Below are 13,897 nucleotides of genomic sequence, written 5' to 3' on the forward strand. Positions count from 1 at the left end.
TCCTCATGGGCGCTGCTCTGGACAAGACAGCGAGCAGGAGAAAAACGGGTTCCGGACGTGGAGTGGATGAATCGGCGCTGTCCCGATTCATGCACGAAACAAACGGAATCCATATCAGTCGTTGATCTGCTCGCGCAGCCACAGCATCAACGCCTGGGCGCTGGCCGGATTGGTGGCCAGTGGAATGTCGTGGACGTCGCACAGGCGCACCAGGGCGCTGACATCCGGTTCGTGGGGTTGGGCAGTCAGCGGATCGCGGAAGAAGAACACCGCCAGCACCCGTTCCTCGGCCAGCCGCGCGCCGATCTGCTGGTCCCCGCCGAGTGGTCCGGACAGCATCCGCTCCACCTCCAGCCCGGTCTGCTTGTGCAGGATGCCCCCGGTGGTGCCCGTGGCCACCAGGTGAAAGCGGGTCAGGATCTCGCGGTGGGCCAGCGCGAACATTGCCAGTTCCAGTTTCTTCTTGTCGTGCGCGATCAGGGCCACCTGGCGTGCGCCTGCGGGGTGCGGTGCGGTCATGGCGACAGTGTCTCACGGGCTGGGCAAGCACCCGAACAGCGCCGTACAAGCGGAGCGGCGACCGCACTGGCCTCCGACACTCCTACGCCGCCCACACTCTTGGGCTACTCCGCACTCAGGGCAGCTCTTCCTCAAAGGCCGACACGTCGTCCAGATAGTCCACCATCCAGGCTTTCAGCGCGGCCTTGGTGTATCCGCCCCGGATTGGCATGGTGCTGTCCAGGTAGTACGCGCCCTCGTAGACGTAGGCCTGGGTGTAGTAATTGCCGTTCCAGTCATTGGTCAGCGCGGGGTCCAGCAGGTCCTCGTCGTCGCTGTAGTCCCAGTACGAGCTGACGGTCGCGCGCGTGCAGATCCCCGCCTTGCAGCCGCTGAGCCACACGTCCACCTCGTAGTCGCCCGTATTCACGGTCATGCTGGGATCGCTGTCAGGGTCCGTGGCTTTCATGGTGACCTTGTACCCCGCCTCGCGCAGGGCGGCGGCGATGGCGGCGGGAGTGGCCGCCTGCACCTGGGCACTTGCGCCCGTGGCCGGTGCCCCTGCCCCACCCGCCAGGGCTGCGCCGGAGAGAGACAGAGACAGTGCGCCGACCAGAAGCATCTCTTTGTTCATGTGCTCACAATACTTGGTTTGACCTCTGCTGACACAACGTGCAAGAGCCAAGCAAAGATCACATCCTCTTCATCTTCAGTGTATAGAAGATGAGGCAGATGTCAGTTCCCAGCCATTCCTCCTTCGGCGGCCCGACTCCACGTGGTCCAGTCTTGGCCTCGCCGCCCACGCGGCGTAAACGTACTTTCGGGGTGTACATCGGGCGCTTCGAGCCGCCGCACGCCGCGCACCTGCTGGTGATGCTCGAAGCCCTGAACAGCGTGCAAAAGCTGATCGTGGTGATCGGCTCGGCCCGCGCGGCGCGCAATCCCAAGAATCCCTTCAGCGCCGAGGAACGCCAGGAGGTGATCACGGCCATGCTGCTGGAGGCCGGAATTGCCCGCGCCCGGCTGCTGTTCGTGCATGTGCGCGACTATTACTACAACGAGGCGCTGTGGCTCTCGGAGGTGCAGCTTGGCGTGCAGCACTTCACGCGCGGCAGCACCGACGTGGCATTGATCGGCCATGTCAAGGACGAGAGCAGCTATTACCTGCGCTCGTTTCCGGCCTGGGAGTTCATTCCGACCCATGTGGTCAGCCCACTGAGCGCCACCGACGTGCGCCGGGCGTACTTCGAGGGCCATCTGGACGAGGTGTGCGACATGGTGCCGCCCGCCGTCCACGCCTTTCTCGAACGCTTCCACGCCACCCCCGAATACGCCGAGCTGCGCGCCGAGTATGACCACCTGATTGCCTACCGCGCGGCCTGGGCGAACGCGCCGTTTCCACCGGTGTTCGTGACCGCCGACGCGGTGGTGACCCGCAGCGGCCATGTGCTGCTGGTGCGCCGGGGCGGAATGCCGGGGCGGGGACGGCTGGCGATGCCGGGAGGCTTTCTGGAGCAGCACGAGACCCTGCTGGACTGCGCGGTGCGCGAAACCCACGAGGAGACCGGCCTGGGCGCAGGCGTCGACTTGCGGGCCGCCCTGCGTGGCAGCGCCGTCTTCGACTACCCCGAGCGCAGCCTGCGTGGGCGCACCGTGACCCACGCCTTCCACTTCGATCTGGGCATCGGTCAGTTGCCGCTGCTGCAAGGGGGCAGCGACGCCGCCGAGGCGCTGTGGCTGCCGCTGGGCGAGGCGCTGTCCTCGCCGGAGCTGTTCTTCGAGGACCACCACGCGATCATCGAGAACTTCCTGATGCGGGGCTGAGCCTGGTTCAGTCCGGCGGGTGGTCCAGCTCCCGGCAGAAGAAGGTCAGGAGCCGCGCCTCCACCTCGTCCTGACAGGTGTCGTTGATGTAATGATCGCCGTCCAGCTCGATCAGTTCGCTGCTGGTCCCGGCGTTTTGAAGGGCCGCGTGCATCCGCCGAGCCTGCGAAACGGGCACCTCGTCGTCGTGGATGCCGTGCAGATGCAAGAAGGGCGGCGCGTCGGGTTCTATGTGGGTGACTGGGCTGGCCAGGGCGGCCAGCTCCAGGCATGCGGCCAGCGGTGCGCCGAACAGCGGCAGGGATTGCGGCCCGAAGTCGAACGCCGGATCGAGGAAGTCCATCACGCCGCTGACATTGCCCACCGCCTGCACGCGCGCGGACTGATCAGACCACTCCGGGTTCGCCTCTGCCAGCTCGGGCCGCTCCGCCGCCGTGCCCAGCAATCCGGCCAGATGCGCCCCGGCGCTGACACCCCAGACGCCAATCCGCTGCGGGTCAATTCCCAGTTCCGGCGCGTGCGCCCGCAGCCAGCGCACTGCCGCCCGCACGTCATGAAGCTGGGCGGGAAAGGTGGCCCCCGGCGCAAGGCGGTATTCCGCGCTGACGGTCACGAATCCGGCCCGCGCCAGAAAAACATTGGCCTGGGGCCACTTGCCGTACATCACCCACGCCCCGCCGTGCAGATGCAGGATGGCGGGGACGGGCTGCGAACTCCTGATTTTCGAACGCAGAATATCGAGTTTCAGGCCGTGGGCGCTGAAGGAAATATCCTCGATCAGTTCTAGCGCATTTGTCAAAAGAGCTGTCCAGTTTCGACCGAACGGGCGGGCAAGCGTCCTGATGGGGAGGAGGAGCGTCCTCGTGGACGTCTGTTTGTGACGACCGTATGTTCTGCCCAAGACCGTGAGTGAATTTTGCCGAGCATTTGGGACTGGCACAACTCCGTAGGAGAGAATGGAAGCATCAGAGGGCTTCTTCTGATGCTGTCATTCGGACAAATGCTGCAAATCGGGCGGGGGCAAAGGCCGGGCCTCTACCCTGCTCACAGCAACGCGCGGTGATCGGCCAGCAGGCAGCGGTCCTGCACCACGTCGATGCCGCGTGCGCTGAGCTGCCGGGCCACCCCGTCGTGCCGGATGCCCAGTTGCAACCAGACCACTTTGGGCAGGGGGTTCATCGCCAGGATGTCCTGTACATGGTCCGGCACCCGGTCGCTGCGCCGGAAGACGTCCACGATGTCCACGGGCGTTCCGATCTCGGCCAGGGTCGCCACCGCCTTGTGGCCGAAGTAGCTCTCGCTGCGCGCTGCCAGCGCAGGATTGACTGGGATGATGCTATAGCCCTGGCGATGCATGTATTCGGGAACGTAGAATGCCGGTTTGGCGCTGTCATGATGAAAGCCCACCACGGCAATGACCTTGTTTTCGGTCAGGACGCGGACGATCTCCGGGTTCGATTGCACGAGGGTCACGGCGAAACTCCTTCATGGGCGAGATCGGGGCGGTTCAGGGCGGCAAAAGCGGCGCGGGCAGCTTCTAGTGTCGCATTCAGCTCGGCGTCTGTATGTGCGGCGCTGACAAAAATACTCTCGAACTGCGAGGGTGCCCAGTAGATGCCGCGTGAGAGCAAGTCCCGGAACCAAGCGCCGAAAGCCTGCGTGTCACTACGCGCGGCCTGCGCGTAGTTGCGGACCGAACCGTGCGGCGCGGCCTGAAAAAAGGGCGTGAGCATCGAGCCAATTCTATTGACGCTGATCGGCACACCCGTCTCTGCGGCCAGCGACTTTAACCCGTCCGCCAAGCGGGAGGTATACGTTTCCAGCCGCCCATAAACACCCGGATCGGCCTCCAGCGTCCGCAGCGTCGCCAGCCCCGCCGCCATCGCCAGCGGATTGCCGCTGAGGGTCCCGGCCTGGTACACCGGCCCCTGCGGAGAGACGAAGTCCATCACGTCCGAGCGCCCGCCATACGCGCCCACCGGCAGCCCGCCGCCGATGATCTTGCCCCAGCAGCTCAGGTCCGGCCTGAGTCCCAGCAAGCCTGTCGCCCCGTTGAGCGAGAGGCGGAAGCCGGTCATCACCTCGTCGGCGATCAGCAGCGCGCCCCCGTCCTGAACGCGGTGCAGGGCGGCCAGAAATTCCGGCGTGGGGATCAGCACCCCCGCGTTGCCCACCACCGGCTCGAAGATCACGGCGGCCACCTCCGGGCCGCGCTCGGCCATCAGGGTGTCCAGCGCCGCCGGATCGTTGTATTCACTGACCAGCGTCAGGGCGGCGTATTCGGGCGGCACGCCCGCACTGCTGGGGGCAGATTCGCCCAACGGGCCGTCTAGGTTGGTCATCAATCCGCTGCCCGCCTCCACCAGCAGGCCGTCGGCGTGGCCGTGGTAGTTGCCCCGGAACTTGACGATCAGCTTTCTATCGGTAAAGCCGCGTGCCAGGCGCAGGGCGCTCATGGTGGCCTCGGTGCCGCTGCTGGTGAACCGGACCTTGCCCGCCCCGGTCAGCCGCGTGACCAGTTCGGCCAGTTCCACCTCGCGCTCGCCGGGCGCGCCAAAGCTGGTGCCGAATTGTAGGGCGTCCGCAACCGCCTCCCGCACCGCCGGGTGGTTGTGGCCCAGGATCATCGGCCCCCACGAGCCGATGTAGTCGACAAAACGCGTGCCGTCGGCGTCGGTCAGGTAAGCGCCGTGAGCCTCGCGGATAAAACGTGGGGTGCCGCCCACACTTTTAAAGGCCCGCACCGGACTGTTCACGCCGCCTGGCGTCACGGCGCGGGCGCGGGCGAATAGCGCCTCGGACCGCGCGGTCTTGGAAGGAGTCTGCGTCGTCATGCCCAGCACCTTAGCGGAGGTGCGGCGGGGCGGGGGAGAGGCAGGCGACACTCGTGGGTTTTATGCTGGGTTCATGTTGCCGACGCCACAACGCCTGGGCCGGATGCTGGGGCTGGCCGTCTGTCAGGTCGGCGAGGTCCAGACCCTGACCGGCCACGCCGACCTGATCGCCCGCCTGTTTCTGGAGGGCGATTTGCCCGGTGGGGCGCCTGAAACCCTGATCGCCAAGGTGTACGGTCCTGACTGGTACGCCTCTGGCGGCCTCTTGGAGTTGCAGTTCTATCAGGACTTCCTGCGCCGGACGCCCGCCCTGCCCGTGCCGAGGCTATTGGGTTTCGAGAACGATCCGGCGGCCCGGCGCTGCACGCTGCTGCTCGAAGACCTGGGCGCGGCCTACCAGCCCGTCGCGCTGCCCCCACCTCCCGCCCTGCTGGAACACCTGATACGGATTCCGCTTAACTCCTTACCACTCCGGGAAAGCGCCGGAGTGGTAATCCATACGCGAAACCCGTATTTTTTCCTACTCGCTCCGCTCGGATTTCACCGTTTTTGCAAACGATTCAATCGGAATCCGTATCACCCATGTGCTGGCCGCCTTCCATGCCGCCTGGTGGAACGCGCCGGAACTGGAAAGTCCAGGGTTTCGGCAGCCGGATACAGGGGTCACGCGGATGCCGCAGGCGCTGGACCCGGCGGGCCTGGCCGCCCACGCGCAGGGCGCGAGGCAGGCCACCGCTTCGTTTCTGAAGAATCACGAGTTGAGCGCAGGGGAGCGCGCCCTGTTGCGACTGATGGACCGCTGGCCCGGTGTATTCCAGCAGCGGGTAGGCAGAGGAGACCTCACCCTGATCCACGGCGACTTGCACCTGCTGGGCAATGTCTTCCAGTCCGCCGATGCCCTCGAGCTTCGTCTCATCGACTGGGCGCAGATCAAGCGCGGCCTGGGACCGCATGACCTGATGTACATGCTGATCTCGGCGGACGCCCCTGATCGCCTGGAGCGCGACGCGGCCCTGATTCAGCGGTACCGCTTGGGGCTGGTGTCGGCAGGCGTCGTTGGGTATGCCCTGGAGCAATGCCTGGACGATTACCGCCTGAGCCTGCTGACCAACCTGTTTCAGTCAATCTTTCAAGACAGCCTGAAGTGGTTTCGCAAGACGGCGGCGCTGGTGGAGTTATGGCGCTGTGCCGAGCTGCTGACGGAATAGACCCTACAGCCCCAGCAGCCCCACCGCCGCCGTCACCTCCAGTTCTTTCTTGAAGGGGGCCACCAATTCCCTGTCGCGGGCGCTGGCCGCCGTGACCGTGCCGTCCAGCTTGGGAAACTGCCCGTTCTGAAGGGCCTGGGCCGCCTGCGCGAAGTCGATGTCGGGCATGCCCAGCGCGCGGTTGACCCCGGCGCGGACCTCGGCGTAACGCCCGGCACTCATGTTCTGTGCCGCCAGTCCGGCGCTCTGCGCGGCCCTGGCCTGCCCGATGCTGCTGCCCGCCTGCCGCAGCACGTTCGCCACCGTCAACAGGTTGGGGGTCCGTCCGGCCTGGACCTCGGCCCACACGGTTTGCAGCCCGGTGAAGCTCTGGCCCAGCGCGGCGCGCACGTCCCGGCGGATGCGGACGAATTTCTGCACGTCACTCTGGGTGAGGGGCGCAGCCTGGTTGAGGGGCGCAGCGCTGGCCGCTGGCGTCGGGCCTGACGTCTGGTTCTGTGGCTGTGTCGCCGTCTGGCTCTGCGTCTGTGGCGGGTTGAATCCGACCACGAACTCGCGCACGGGCCTGATCACCACGAACCATGCCAGCGCGCCCAGCAGCGCCAGCACCAGCAGCCCGCCGCCGCCGCACCCCAGGCAACCGCCTCCCGGTCCTCGTCTTGGTCTCATGGCCCAGGGTACGGGGTGGGCCACTTCAGGGTTCCCAGACCGGGTTCCCCGACCCGCTGATCCTGCTGCGGAATTTTGGCTTCAGGACTTGACAGGGCTGGCGTTCAGGGCGCTAAATACACAGGTCCGAATTCCAAAAAATCTGTCTGCGGCCCTGCGGGTGCGGGGTGGCAGCGCCCCTTTGCCCTGGAGGGCCACCATGACTCCTATCTCTACTGCCCGCTCTGCTGCCCAGACCCCCACTTCCCGCCTGCGCCCGGTGCGTCAGGCGGTGCTGCTCATGGCCGGGCTGGCGGTGCTGTCGAGCTGCACCACCCTGCGCTACAGCGCCGACACGCGCGTGCAGGACACCCGCAGCTTCAAGGCCGTGACCCCCACCCTGAGCGCCACTGCGGGGGCCAGTCTGTACCAGGGAACGTATGCGGGCATCCAGGGACCGGCCAGCTACGTCATCGAGGTGCCGGACCAGTGGAACGGCACCCTGATCATGTACACCCACGGCTACGCGGGAACTGGCGAGGAGTTGCGCGTGCAGACGCCCGCGCTGCGGGGATACTGGCTGTCTCAGGGCTACGCGTGGGCGGCCAGCAGCTACTCGGCCAACTATTACGACGTCCGCGCTGGCGTGGAGGACACCAATGCCCTGGCGCTGGCCTTTCCCCGACTGAGCAGCAAGGCCGCGCCGAGCAAATACCTGATCATGGGCTTCAGCATGGGGGGGCATGTCGCCGCCGCCGCCGTGGAGAAAGAAACCCGTGACAGCGCCAGAAACAAGGTTACTTACGCCGCTGCCATGCCCATGTGCGGCGTGCTGGACGAGGAATATGAATTCCAGTGGCTGGGCGATTACACCCAGGGCGCGGCCCGGCTGGCGGGTCTGGCGGGAACGACGTATCCCCAGGCCGATTTTCAGAAGCAACTGCCCGCCATCAAGGCGGCGCTGTTCACCGACACTACGGGTCCGCTGTGGCAAATCAACGACGGCCAGGGCGCAAAGCTGCGGGCGCTGGCCAAGAGCCTGACCGGCGGCGAGCGCCCCGTGTTCGATCTGGGCTTCAGCGTCGGGGGGCTGCAAACCGCCGTCCTGGGGACCGGCGGAGCCGACGGCACCCTGACGGGCATCCTGGCCCGTAACCTGTACAGCAACCAGGGCCTGAACTACCGCTGGACCACGGACCCCACCGCCAGCGCGGATGAGATGGCCTTTAACGCTGCCGTGGTGCAGGTCAGCGCCGATCCGGGCGCGAACGCTCCGCGCTATGACGGCGTGCGCTGGCTGCCGCGCATCAATGGCGAGATCAGCGTGCCGGTCCTGACCCTCCACACGCTAGGCGACTTCTACGTGCCGTTCAAGCATGAACAGCTCTACAACAGGGCGGTGGCGGCGGGCGGCAAGTCCGGGCTGCTGGTGCAGCGGGCCATCCGCGCGCCGGGCCACTGCGACTTTGCGGGCGCGGAACTGGTGGAGGGCTTCAATGATCTGGTGAAGTGGGAAGCGGGCGGCCAGAAGCCCGCCGGGGACGATGTGACCACTCCCAGCGTGGTGGCCGATCTCAATTACGGCTGCAAGTACACCCGCGAAACCCGGCCCGGCGTGGCGGCCTGCCCGGAAGTGGCTCCAGCACCGACCAACTAAGGCCTATTCCGGGGACACTGAGGGAGAGGCCGCGCCAGGAGCGCCCTCCCTCTCTTTTCTGACGAGTACACGGCCAACCGATCTTTTGAGGAGAGCTGGTTCTGTCCAGAGCGCCTTTCGCCTCATCCCGGTCTCTCATTTGATCGCTTGACATTATACTGGTCCTGCCACAGCGCCGTGACCAGCGCGTAGCCCTCTCGCAGCGAGGCGCTGACCGCTTCCCCATTGGTCTCATTGCTGACGGTCCAGCCGCTGCCCAGCGGGACGTCCGCGCCATGCAGGGGCCAGCGCACGCCGCCCAGGCTCAGGCCGCGCAGGTCACTGCACGCCACCACGCTCAGGGTGACTCCGGGGGGTAGGGTCAGCCGCAGCGGAGAGGCGGGCAGCAGCGGCCAGGCCCACTCGTCGCCGCTGCTCAGGGTGACGCGCAGCCCCCCGCGCGCCAGCCGCACGCCGCCCAGCAGCAGGGCCGCCGCGTGATCGAAACGCCCGCCGAAGGCCCCTAAAAAGACCAGCTCGGTGGCTCCCCTCTTCAGGGCCACCCGCACGGCCAGTTCGGCGTCCGTCTCGTTCTTGGCCGCCGGGTGGACCTCGCGGGGGGCGTCCACCGTGACGCCGTCCGAGGAATCGAAATCGCCCACCCAGGCGTCCACCCCCACGCCCAGCGGGGCCGCGTGCCGTGCGCCGCCGTCCGCCGCCACCACCAGCGCGGGGCGCGGCAGCCCCAGCAGGGCGGGGGTATGGGTCAGCCGTCCACCGACCAGAATCCAGGCGATCACCTGCGGAGTTTACGCGCAGGCTCCGGGTGGCGGTCATCCGCCACCTGCCGGACCCGCGCCTCGTTCATCTCCAGCCGCAGGCTCCCGCCCTCCAGCAGGCCCGCCTCCCGCGCGCTCAGGTTCAGGGTCAGCGGTCCCAGCGGGTGGGCCACCGTCACCGTCTCGCCCGCCTCGGTGGCCCGGCGGGAGGTGAGGGAAAAGGCGCTGCCCTCGCCCAGCCGCACGGCGTCCTCGGGCACCAGGAGCGCCTGCCCGCCGTCCCGCGCCAGCACGTTGGCCCAGCCCAGGAAGGCGGCCACCCAGGCGGTTGCGGGCTGATCGAAGACCTCGCGTGCCGCGCCCGTCTGGACCAGGTGCCCGGCGCGCATCACCGCCACCTGCCCGGCCAGCGCCAGCGCTTCACGCTGATCGTGCGTGACCAGCAGCACGCCCGCGCCCACGCGCGTGAACAACTCGCGCAGATCGCCTCGCAGTTCGGCCCGCAACCGCTCATCCAGATTGCTCAGGGGTTCATCCAGCAGCAGCAGCGGCGAATGGGTGGCCAGGGCACGGGCCAGCGCCACCCGCTGCGCCTGCCCGCCGGACAGTTGGGCGGGTTTGCGGGCCGCCAGTTCCGGCAGGTTGACCAGTGCCAGCGCTTCCCGCGCCCGCCCGTGCGCCTCCGAGCGCGCCGCGCCGCGCATGCGCGGGCCGTAGGCCACGTTGTCCAGCACGCTCAGATGCGGAAACAGCGCGTAGTCCTGAAAGACCAGCCCGGTGTGCCGCGCCTCCGGGGGCAGGGCGGTCACGTCGCGCCCACCGACTTCCACCCGCCCCGCGTCCGGGCGTTCCAGCCCCGCCACCATCCGCAGCACCGTGCTCTTGCCGCAGCCGCTGGGGCCGAGCAGGGCTAGGGTTTCGCCTGCCTGCACTGTCAGGGATACATCGTTGGTGGCCTGCACGGAGCCGTAAGACTTGGAGAGGTGGTAGGTGGTGAGGGCGGGGGAAGTGGGAGAGGTCAACGGCTGACAACGCTGGCCAGTCGGCGGCTGGCCGCTTCCAGTATTTGCGGCGGAATCTGCTCGATAAATCGCACGTCCCTGACCGTCCAATCCAGAGTATAGACGTGTGAGGCGAGGATGACTCCCTGCGTTTTAAGTCCAGCGGGCAAAGCGACCTCTGTTGAATAGCCCTTGACTTTTGAAGTGATAGGCAAGCAGATCATCAGATTCGTTTGCTGGGTGTACCGGGTATTGCTGATGATCAAAGTCGGGCGGCGGCCTCCCTGTTCCCGGCCCATTCTTGGATCAAAGGTGGCCCAGACCAGATCACCGCGCCGGGGAGCATAGGCTTGAGCCTCGCTCACCAGTCCAACTCCCGGCCCATCGGCACGTACTCAGGGAGATCTTCATAGTGCAGTGGGCCGTCTGGCAGTCCGGCCAGCAACTCGTCAACGCTCATATCGGGAACCCAGCCATTCACCACGGCTGGTTTAAAATAGAGTCCCCCCTGCCCATCGATTTGCAGCTCGTATTCCAGCCCCACCTTGAGTTCTGCGGCCTGAACGATGCTGGCGGGAACCACGAAGCCCAGACTGTTGCCCTGCTTTCTGATCTTGACGCGCATACTGGCCTCCGGTGTATGACAGTGTATGACAGATCGACTCAAGCCACTTCCCCTTCCCCACCATCCAGCACCGTGAAGGCCGTGGCGGACAGCAACAGCAGCACCGTCGCCAGCGCGCACGCCTCGCCCAGATTGCGTTCTCCCGGGCGGCCCAGGCGCTCGTACAGGCCCACGCTGAGGGTGGCCCACTCCGGGCGCGTGAGCACCAGGGTTGCGCCGAATTCGCCCAGCACGGTGGCCAGGGCCAGCGCCGCGCCGCCGCGCAGGGCGGGCAGTGTCAGCGGCAGCGTGACCGTGCGCTGAGCGGCCAGCGGACCAGCGCCCAGGCTGCGGGCGGCCTCGAATAAACGCGGCGGCAGGGCGCGCAGCGCGGGCAGCACCGAGCGCACCACCAGCGGCAGCGCCAGCAGCGTGTAGGCCGCGATTAGCATGGGCAGCGTGGCCGCCAGCGCCGGGTAGGCCAGCAGGTAGCCCACCGCCAGACTGACCGGCGAGACCATCAGAGGCAGCAGCGAGATCAGGTCCAGCATCCGCGACCGTGCCAGCCACGCGCCCAGCGCGTACAGCCCGCCCAGCACGGTTGCGCCCAGCAGCGCCATCGCCCCGAAACGCAGCGTGTTGCCCAGCAGCAGCGGCGTGTCCGAATCGCTGACGATGCCCTGCCAGTACAGCAGCGTCGGCCCCCCCGAACCCAGCAGCCCGCGCGCCACCACCGCCAGCAGCGGCGCGAAGCAGATCAGCAGCGTGAGCGCGCCCAGCCCCAGGATGCCCGCCAGCACGCCGCCCCGCGCCGGGGGCAGGCCGCCCGCTGGCACGCCCGCCCCGCCGCGCGTCAGTCCGGTGTAGGCCCAGGTGGCAATCAGGGTCAGCAGCAACTGGCCCGCGATCAATGCGCTGGCCTCCGACAGCCGCAGTTGCAGGGCGGTCAGGGTGTAGATCTCCACCTCCAGCGTCGCGTACTGTTCGCCGCCCAGCGCCAGCGGCAGCCCGAAGCTGAGGGCCGAGTACAGGAAGACCAGCACCAGCCCCGCTGCCAGCCCCGGCAGCGCCAGCGGCAGCGCCACGCCCAGCGCCGCCCGCCAGCCGCTTGCGCCCAGCGTCCGCGCCGCGCCGATCAACTGCGGCGAAACGCGCGAGAAGCCGCCGTAGGACAGCCGGATCATCACCGGCAGATTGAAAAACAGATTGCCCAGGATGATCAATGCGGGCGTGTCGCTCACGTCGACCCCGCTCAGCGCCGTCAGCCAGCCGCGTGGCCCCAGCAGCGCCGAGAGGCCCAGCACCGCCACCAGCGTGGGCGTCACGAAGGGCAGCAGCAGCAGGCGCAGGAACAGGCCCTTGCCCGGAACGTCGGCCCTGGAGAGCAGATATGCCAGCGGCGCACCGATCAGCAGCGCCAGCGCCGCCGTCAACCCGGCCTGCGTCAGCGTCCAGCCCAGGCGGCCCAGGAAGTACGGATCGCGCCACACCTCCAGATTCACGCCGCCCTCGGCCAGCGTGCGCCCCAGCGGCACGGCCAGCAGCAGCGCCGTGAACACCAGCGCAGGGGCAGCCAGCAGCCAGCCGGACAGGCGGGAGGGGGTCATGGGCAGAAGTGTAGAGGCTGGGTGGGCCAGCAGGACGGTCTCCCGGACTGGCGTATTTCTTGAGTCCGGGTGGTGGTTGGACTGGCACACCGTCTGACCATTTGACCCGTCTGTCCGCGCGTAAACTCCCCCCATGCTTCAGGACCTCCTTTCCCGCTTCGACGACTCGGGCAACCTCATTCCGCGCTACACGCCGCCGCGTTGCCTGCTGGAACGTCAGGCGGTGGGGGGCTGTGACATCTGCCGGGATGTCTGCCCGCACAACGCCGTGCTGACCGGGCTGGTGGGCACGTCCATCCAGTTCGATGCCGACGCCTGCACCGGTTGCGGCATCTGCGTGCAGGCGTGTCCCACCGGGGCGCTGGAATACAGCCTTCAGGGCACCCTGCAAAGCGTGCGCGATCAGAAGGCCGAGGACGGCGCGGCGGCGGGGGAGGGCGAGGCCAGCCTGACCTGTCCCCAGAGCGGCGCGGGCGGCCCGCAACTGCCGTGCCTGGGCCGCGTCACCCCGGCAGTGGTGTCGGCGGCGGGTGCGTGGGGCACGCCGCTGACCCTGATTCACGGCAACTGCGCCGAATGTCCAGTGGGTGCGCCGGACGTGCCGCAGCGCCTGGAAGCGGTGGTGGCCGGGGCACAGCACCTGCGCGCCGCCACCGGTAGACCGGCCCGCGTGACCGTGCGCGCCGCCACCCCGGAGGACGCCGAGCGCTCTGTGCGCGTCTCGCGGCGCGGGGCCTTCGGGGCGCTGTTCCGGGCGGGCAAGGCGCAACTGGCCCAGAGCATTCCCGAATCGCCGCTGCCCTTCGTGGACTGGAGCGAACCCGAGGACCGCACCCCCGAGGAGTGGAAGTGGCGCAGGCTGGCCCTCAAACCCGCACCCGCCGCCCAGACCCCGGTCCACTGGCCCGCGCCGGTGGTGGACGACACCTGCATTGACTGCCCGGTGTGCCACAACGTCTGCCCCACCGACGCCATTGACCGCCAGATTCAGGACGACGGCGGCGTGAGCCTGCTGCTGAACCTCAGCGCCTGCACCGGCTGCATGGCCTGCCTGCGCTCCTGCCCGCCCCAGGCCATTCACGAGCAGACGGACTGGCTGCCCGCCGCCTTTGCCGGGCCGATCCTGCTGCGCGAGGGCGAGAGCGTGATGTGAACGGGGGCTGATCCCATCGGTGGCGCGAGCGGCGCTGTGCATGCTTTAAGGAAACTGCCTCGCCAGTGGCCCTGGACCGCCGCCTCCCCTAGCCGCCGCCGCGTT

Annotated in this window: 15 protein-coding genes; 4 read left to right on the forward strand and 11 right to left on the reverse strand. The window is 67.7% G+C overall.

The genetic code is table 11. The features are described from left to right. Positions 1-114 precede the first annotated feature (114 nt). Entirely contained in the window at positions 115-519 is a 405-nt protein-coding gene (locus tag Q322_RS0114505) for a methylglyoxal synthase (RefSeq protein ID WP_029478629.1), read from the reverse strand. A 115-nt stretch (positions 520-634) separates the two neighbouring features. Continuing rightward, positions 635-1,132, reverse strand: coding sequence for a YbjN domain-containing protein (locus tag Q322_RS0114510; protein ID WP_029478630.1), 498 nt, complete (start codon positions 1,130-1,132; stop codon positions 635-637). Positions 1,133-1,230: 98 nt separating this feature from the next. Here Q322_RS0114510 and Q322_RS0114515 point away from each other — a divergent pair, with 98 nt between their 5' ends. Further along, positions 1,231-2,322 carry a bifunctional nicotinamide-nucleotide adenylyltransferase/Nudix hydroxylase gene (locus Q322_RS0114515; RefSeq protein WP_156953077.1) on the forward strand — a complete coding sequence of 364 codons (1,092 nt, stop codon included), beginning with the start codon at positions 1,231-1,233 and terminating at the stop codon, positions 2,320-2,322. 7 nt (positions 2,323-2,329) lie between these two features. Here Q322_RS0114515 and Q322_RS21085 read toward each other — a convergent pair whose 3' ends face one another. The 3 genes from Q322_RS21085 to hemL form a co-directional block, all read right to left on the reverse strand. After that, complete coding sequence (locus Q322_RS21085) at positions 2,330-3,121, reverse strand: alpha/beta hydrolase (protein ID WP_029478632.1); 792 nt, start codon at positions 3,119-3,121, stop codon at positions 2,330-2,332. A 245-nt stretch (positions 3,122-3,366) separates the two neighbouring features. Continuing rightward, positions 3,367-3,795: a CoA-binding protein gene (locus tag Q322_RS0114525; protein ID WP_029478633.1), complete on the reverse strand. Its 429-nt coding sequence runs from the start codon at positions 3,793-3,795 to the stop codon at positions 3,367-3,369. Beyond that, complete coding sequence (hemL, locus tag Q322_RS0114530) at positions 3,792-5,156, reverse strand: glutamate-1-semialdehyde 2,1-aminomutase (RefSeq protein WP_029478634.1); 1,365 nt, start codon at positions 5,154-5,156, stop codon at positions 3,792-3,794. Before hemL ends, Q322_RS0114525 begins: the two co-directional genes overlap by 4 nt. A gap of 584 nt (positions 5,157-5,740) precedes the next feature. Between hemL and Q322_RS0114540 the strand changes: the two genes are divergently transcribed. Continuing rightward, positions 5,741-6,364, forward strand: a complete 624-nt coding sequence (locus Q322_RS0114540; protein ID WP_034418691.1) for a hypothetical protein — start codon at positions 5,741-5,743, stop codon at positions 6,362-6,364. Between the two features lie 3 nt (positions 6,365-6,367). Here the strand turns inward: Q322_RS0114540 and Q322_RS0114545 are convergent, their stop codons facing one another. Continuing rightward, positions 6,368-7,033 (reverse strand): hypothetical protein, encoded by a 666-nt coding sequence (locus Q322_RS0114545; RefSeq protein WP_029478636.1) that lies wholly within the window; start codon positions 7,031-7,033, stop codon positions 6,368-6,370. Between the two features lie 199 nt (positions 7,034-7,232). Here Q322_RS0114545 and Q322_RS0114550 point away from each other — a divergent pair, with 199 nt between their 5' ends. Next, entirely contained in the window at positions 7,233-8,669 is a 1,437-nt protein-coding gene (locus tag Q322_RS0114550; RefSeq protein WP_029478637.1) for an alpha/beta hydrolase family protein, read from the forward strand. 122 nt (positions 8,670-8,791) lie between these two features. Here Q322_RS0114550 and Q322_RS0114555 read toward each other — a convergent pair whose 3' ends face one another. Genes Q322_RS0114555 through Q322_RS0114575 form a run of 5 tightly spaced genes read right to left on the reverse strand, consistent with a single transcriptional unit; the run spans position 8,792 to position 12,639 of the window. Further along, a complete protein-coding gene (locus Q322_RS0114555; RefSeq protein ID WP_051668629.1) occupies positions 8,792-9,448 on the reverse strand; it encodes a thiamine diphosphokinase in 657 nt (218 codons plus the stop codon). After that, positions 9,445-10,449, reverse strand: coding sequence for an ABC transporter ATP-binding protein (locus tag Q322_RS0114560; RefSeq protein ID WP_029478639.1), 1,005 nt, complete (start codon positions 10,447-10,449; stop codon positions 9,445-9,447). Before Q322_RS0114560 ends, Q322_RS0114555 begins: the two co-directional genes overlap by 4 nt. Next, positions 10,446-10,793, reverse strand: a complete 348-nt coding sequence (locus Q322_RS0114565) for a type II toxin-antitoxin system PemK/MazF family toxin (RefSeq protein WP_245593269.1) — start codon at positions 10,791-10,793, stop codon at positions 10,446-10,448. The genes Q322_RS0114560 and Q322_RS0114565 overlap by 4 nt, the downstream gene beginning before the upstream one ends. Continuing rightward, positions 10,790-11,053 carry an AbrB/MazE/SpoVT family DNA-binding domain-containing protein gene (locus Q322_RS0114570; protein ID WP_029478641.1) on the reverse strand — a complete coding sequence of 88 codons (264 nt, stop codon included), beginning with the start codon at positions 11,051-11,053 and terminating at the stop codon, positions 10,790-10,792. Before Q322_RS0114570 ends, Q322_RS0114565 begins: the two co-directional genes overlap by 4 nt. A 38-nt stretch (positions 11,054-11,091) precedes the next feature. Continuing rightward, positions 11,092-12,639 carry an ABC transporter permease gene (locus Q322_RS0114575; RefSeq protein ID WP_029478642.1) on the reverse strand — a complete coding sequence of 516 codons (1,548 nt, stop codon included), beginning with the start codon at positions 12,637-12,639 and terminating at the stop codon, positions 11,092-11,094. A 133-nt stretch (positions 12,640-12,772) separates the two neighbouring features. Here Q322_RS0114575 and Q322_RS0114580 point away from each other — a divergent pair, with 133 nt between their 5' ends. After that, entirely contained in the window at positions 12,773-13,792 is a 1,020-nt protein-coding gene (locus Q322_RS0114580) for a 4Fe-4S binding protein (protein WP_029478643.1), read from the forward strand. The last annotated feature ends 105 nt before the right edge of the window (positions 13,793-13,897 follow it).

Source organism: Deinococcus frigens DSM 12807 (genome assembly GCF_000701425.1).
GTDB classification, from domain to species: Bacteria; Deinococcota; Deinococci; order Deinococcales; family Deinococcaceae; genus Deinococcus; species Deinococcus frigens.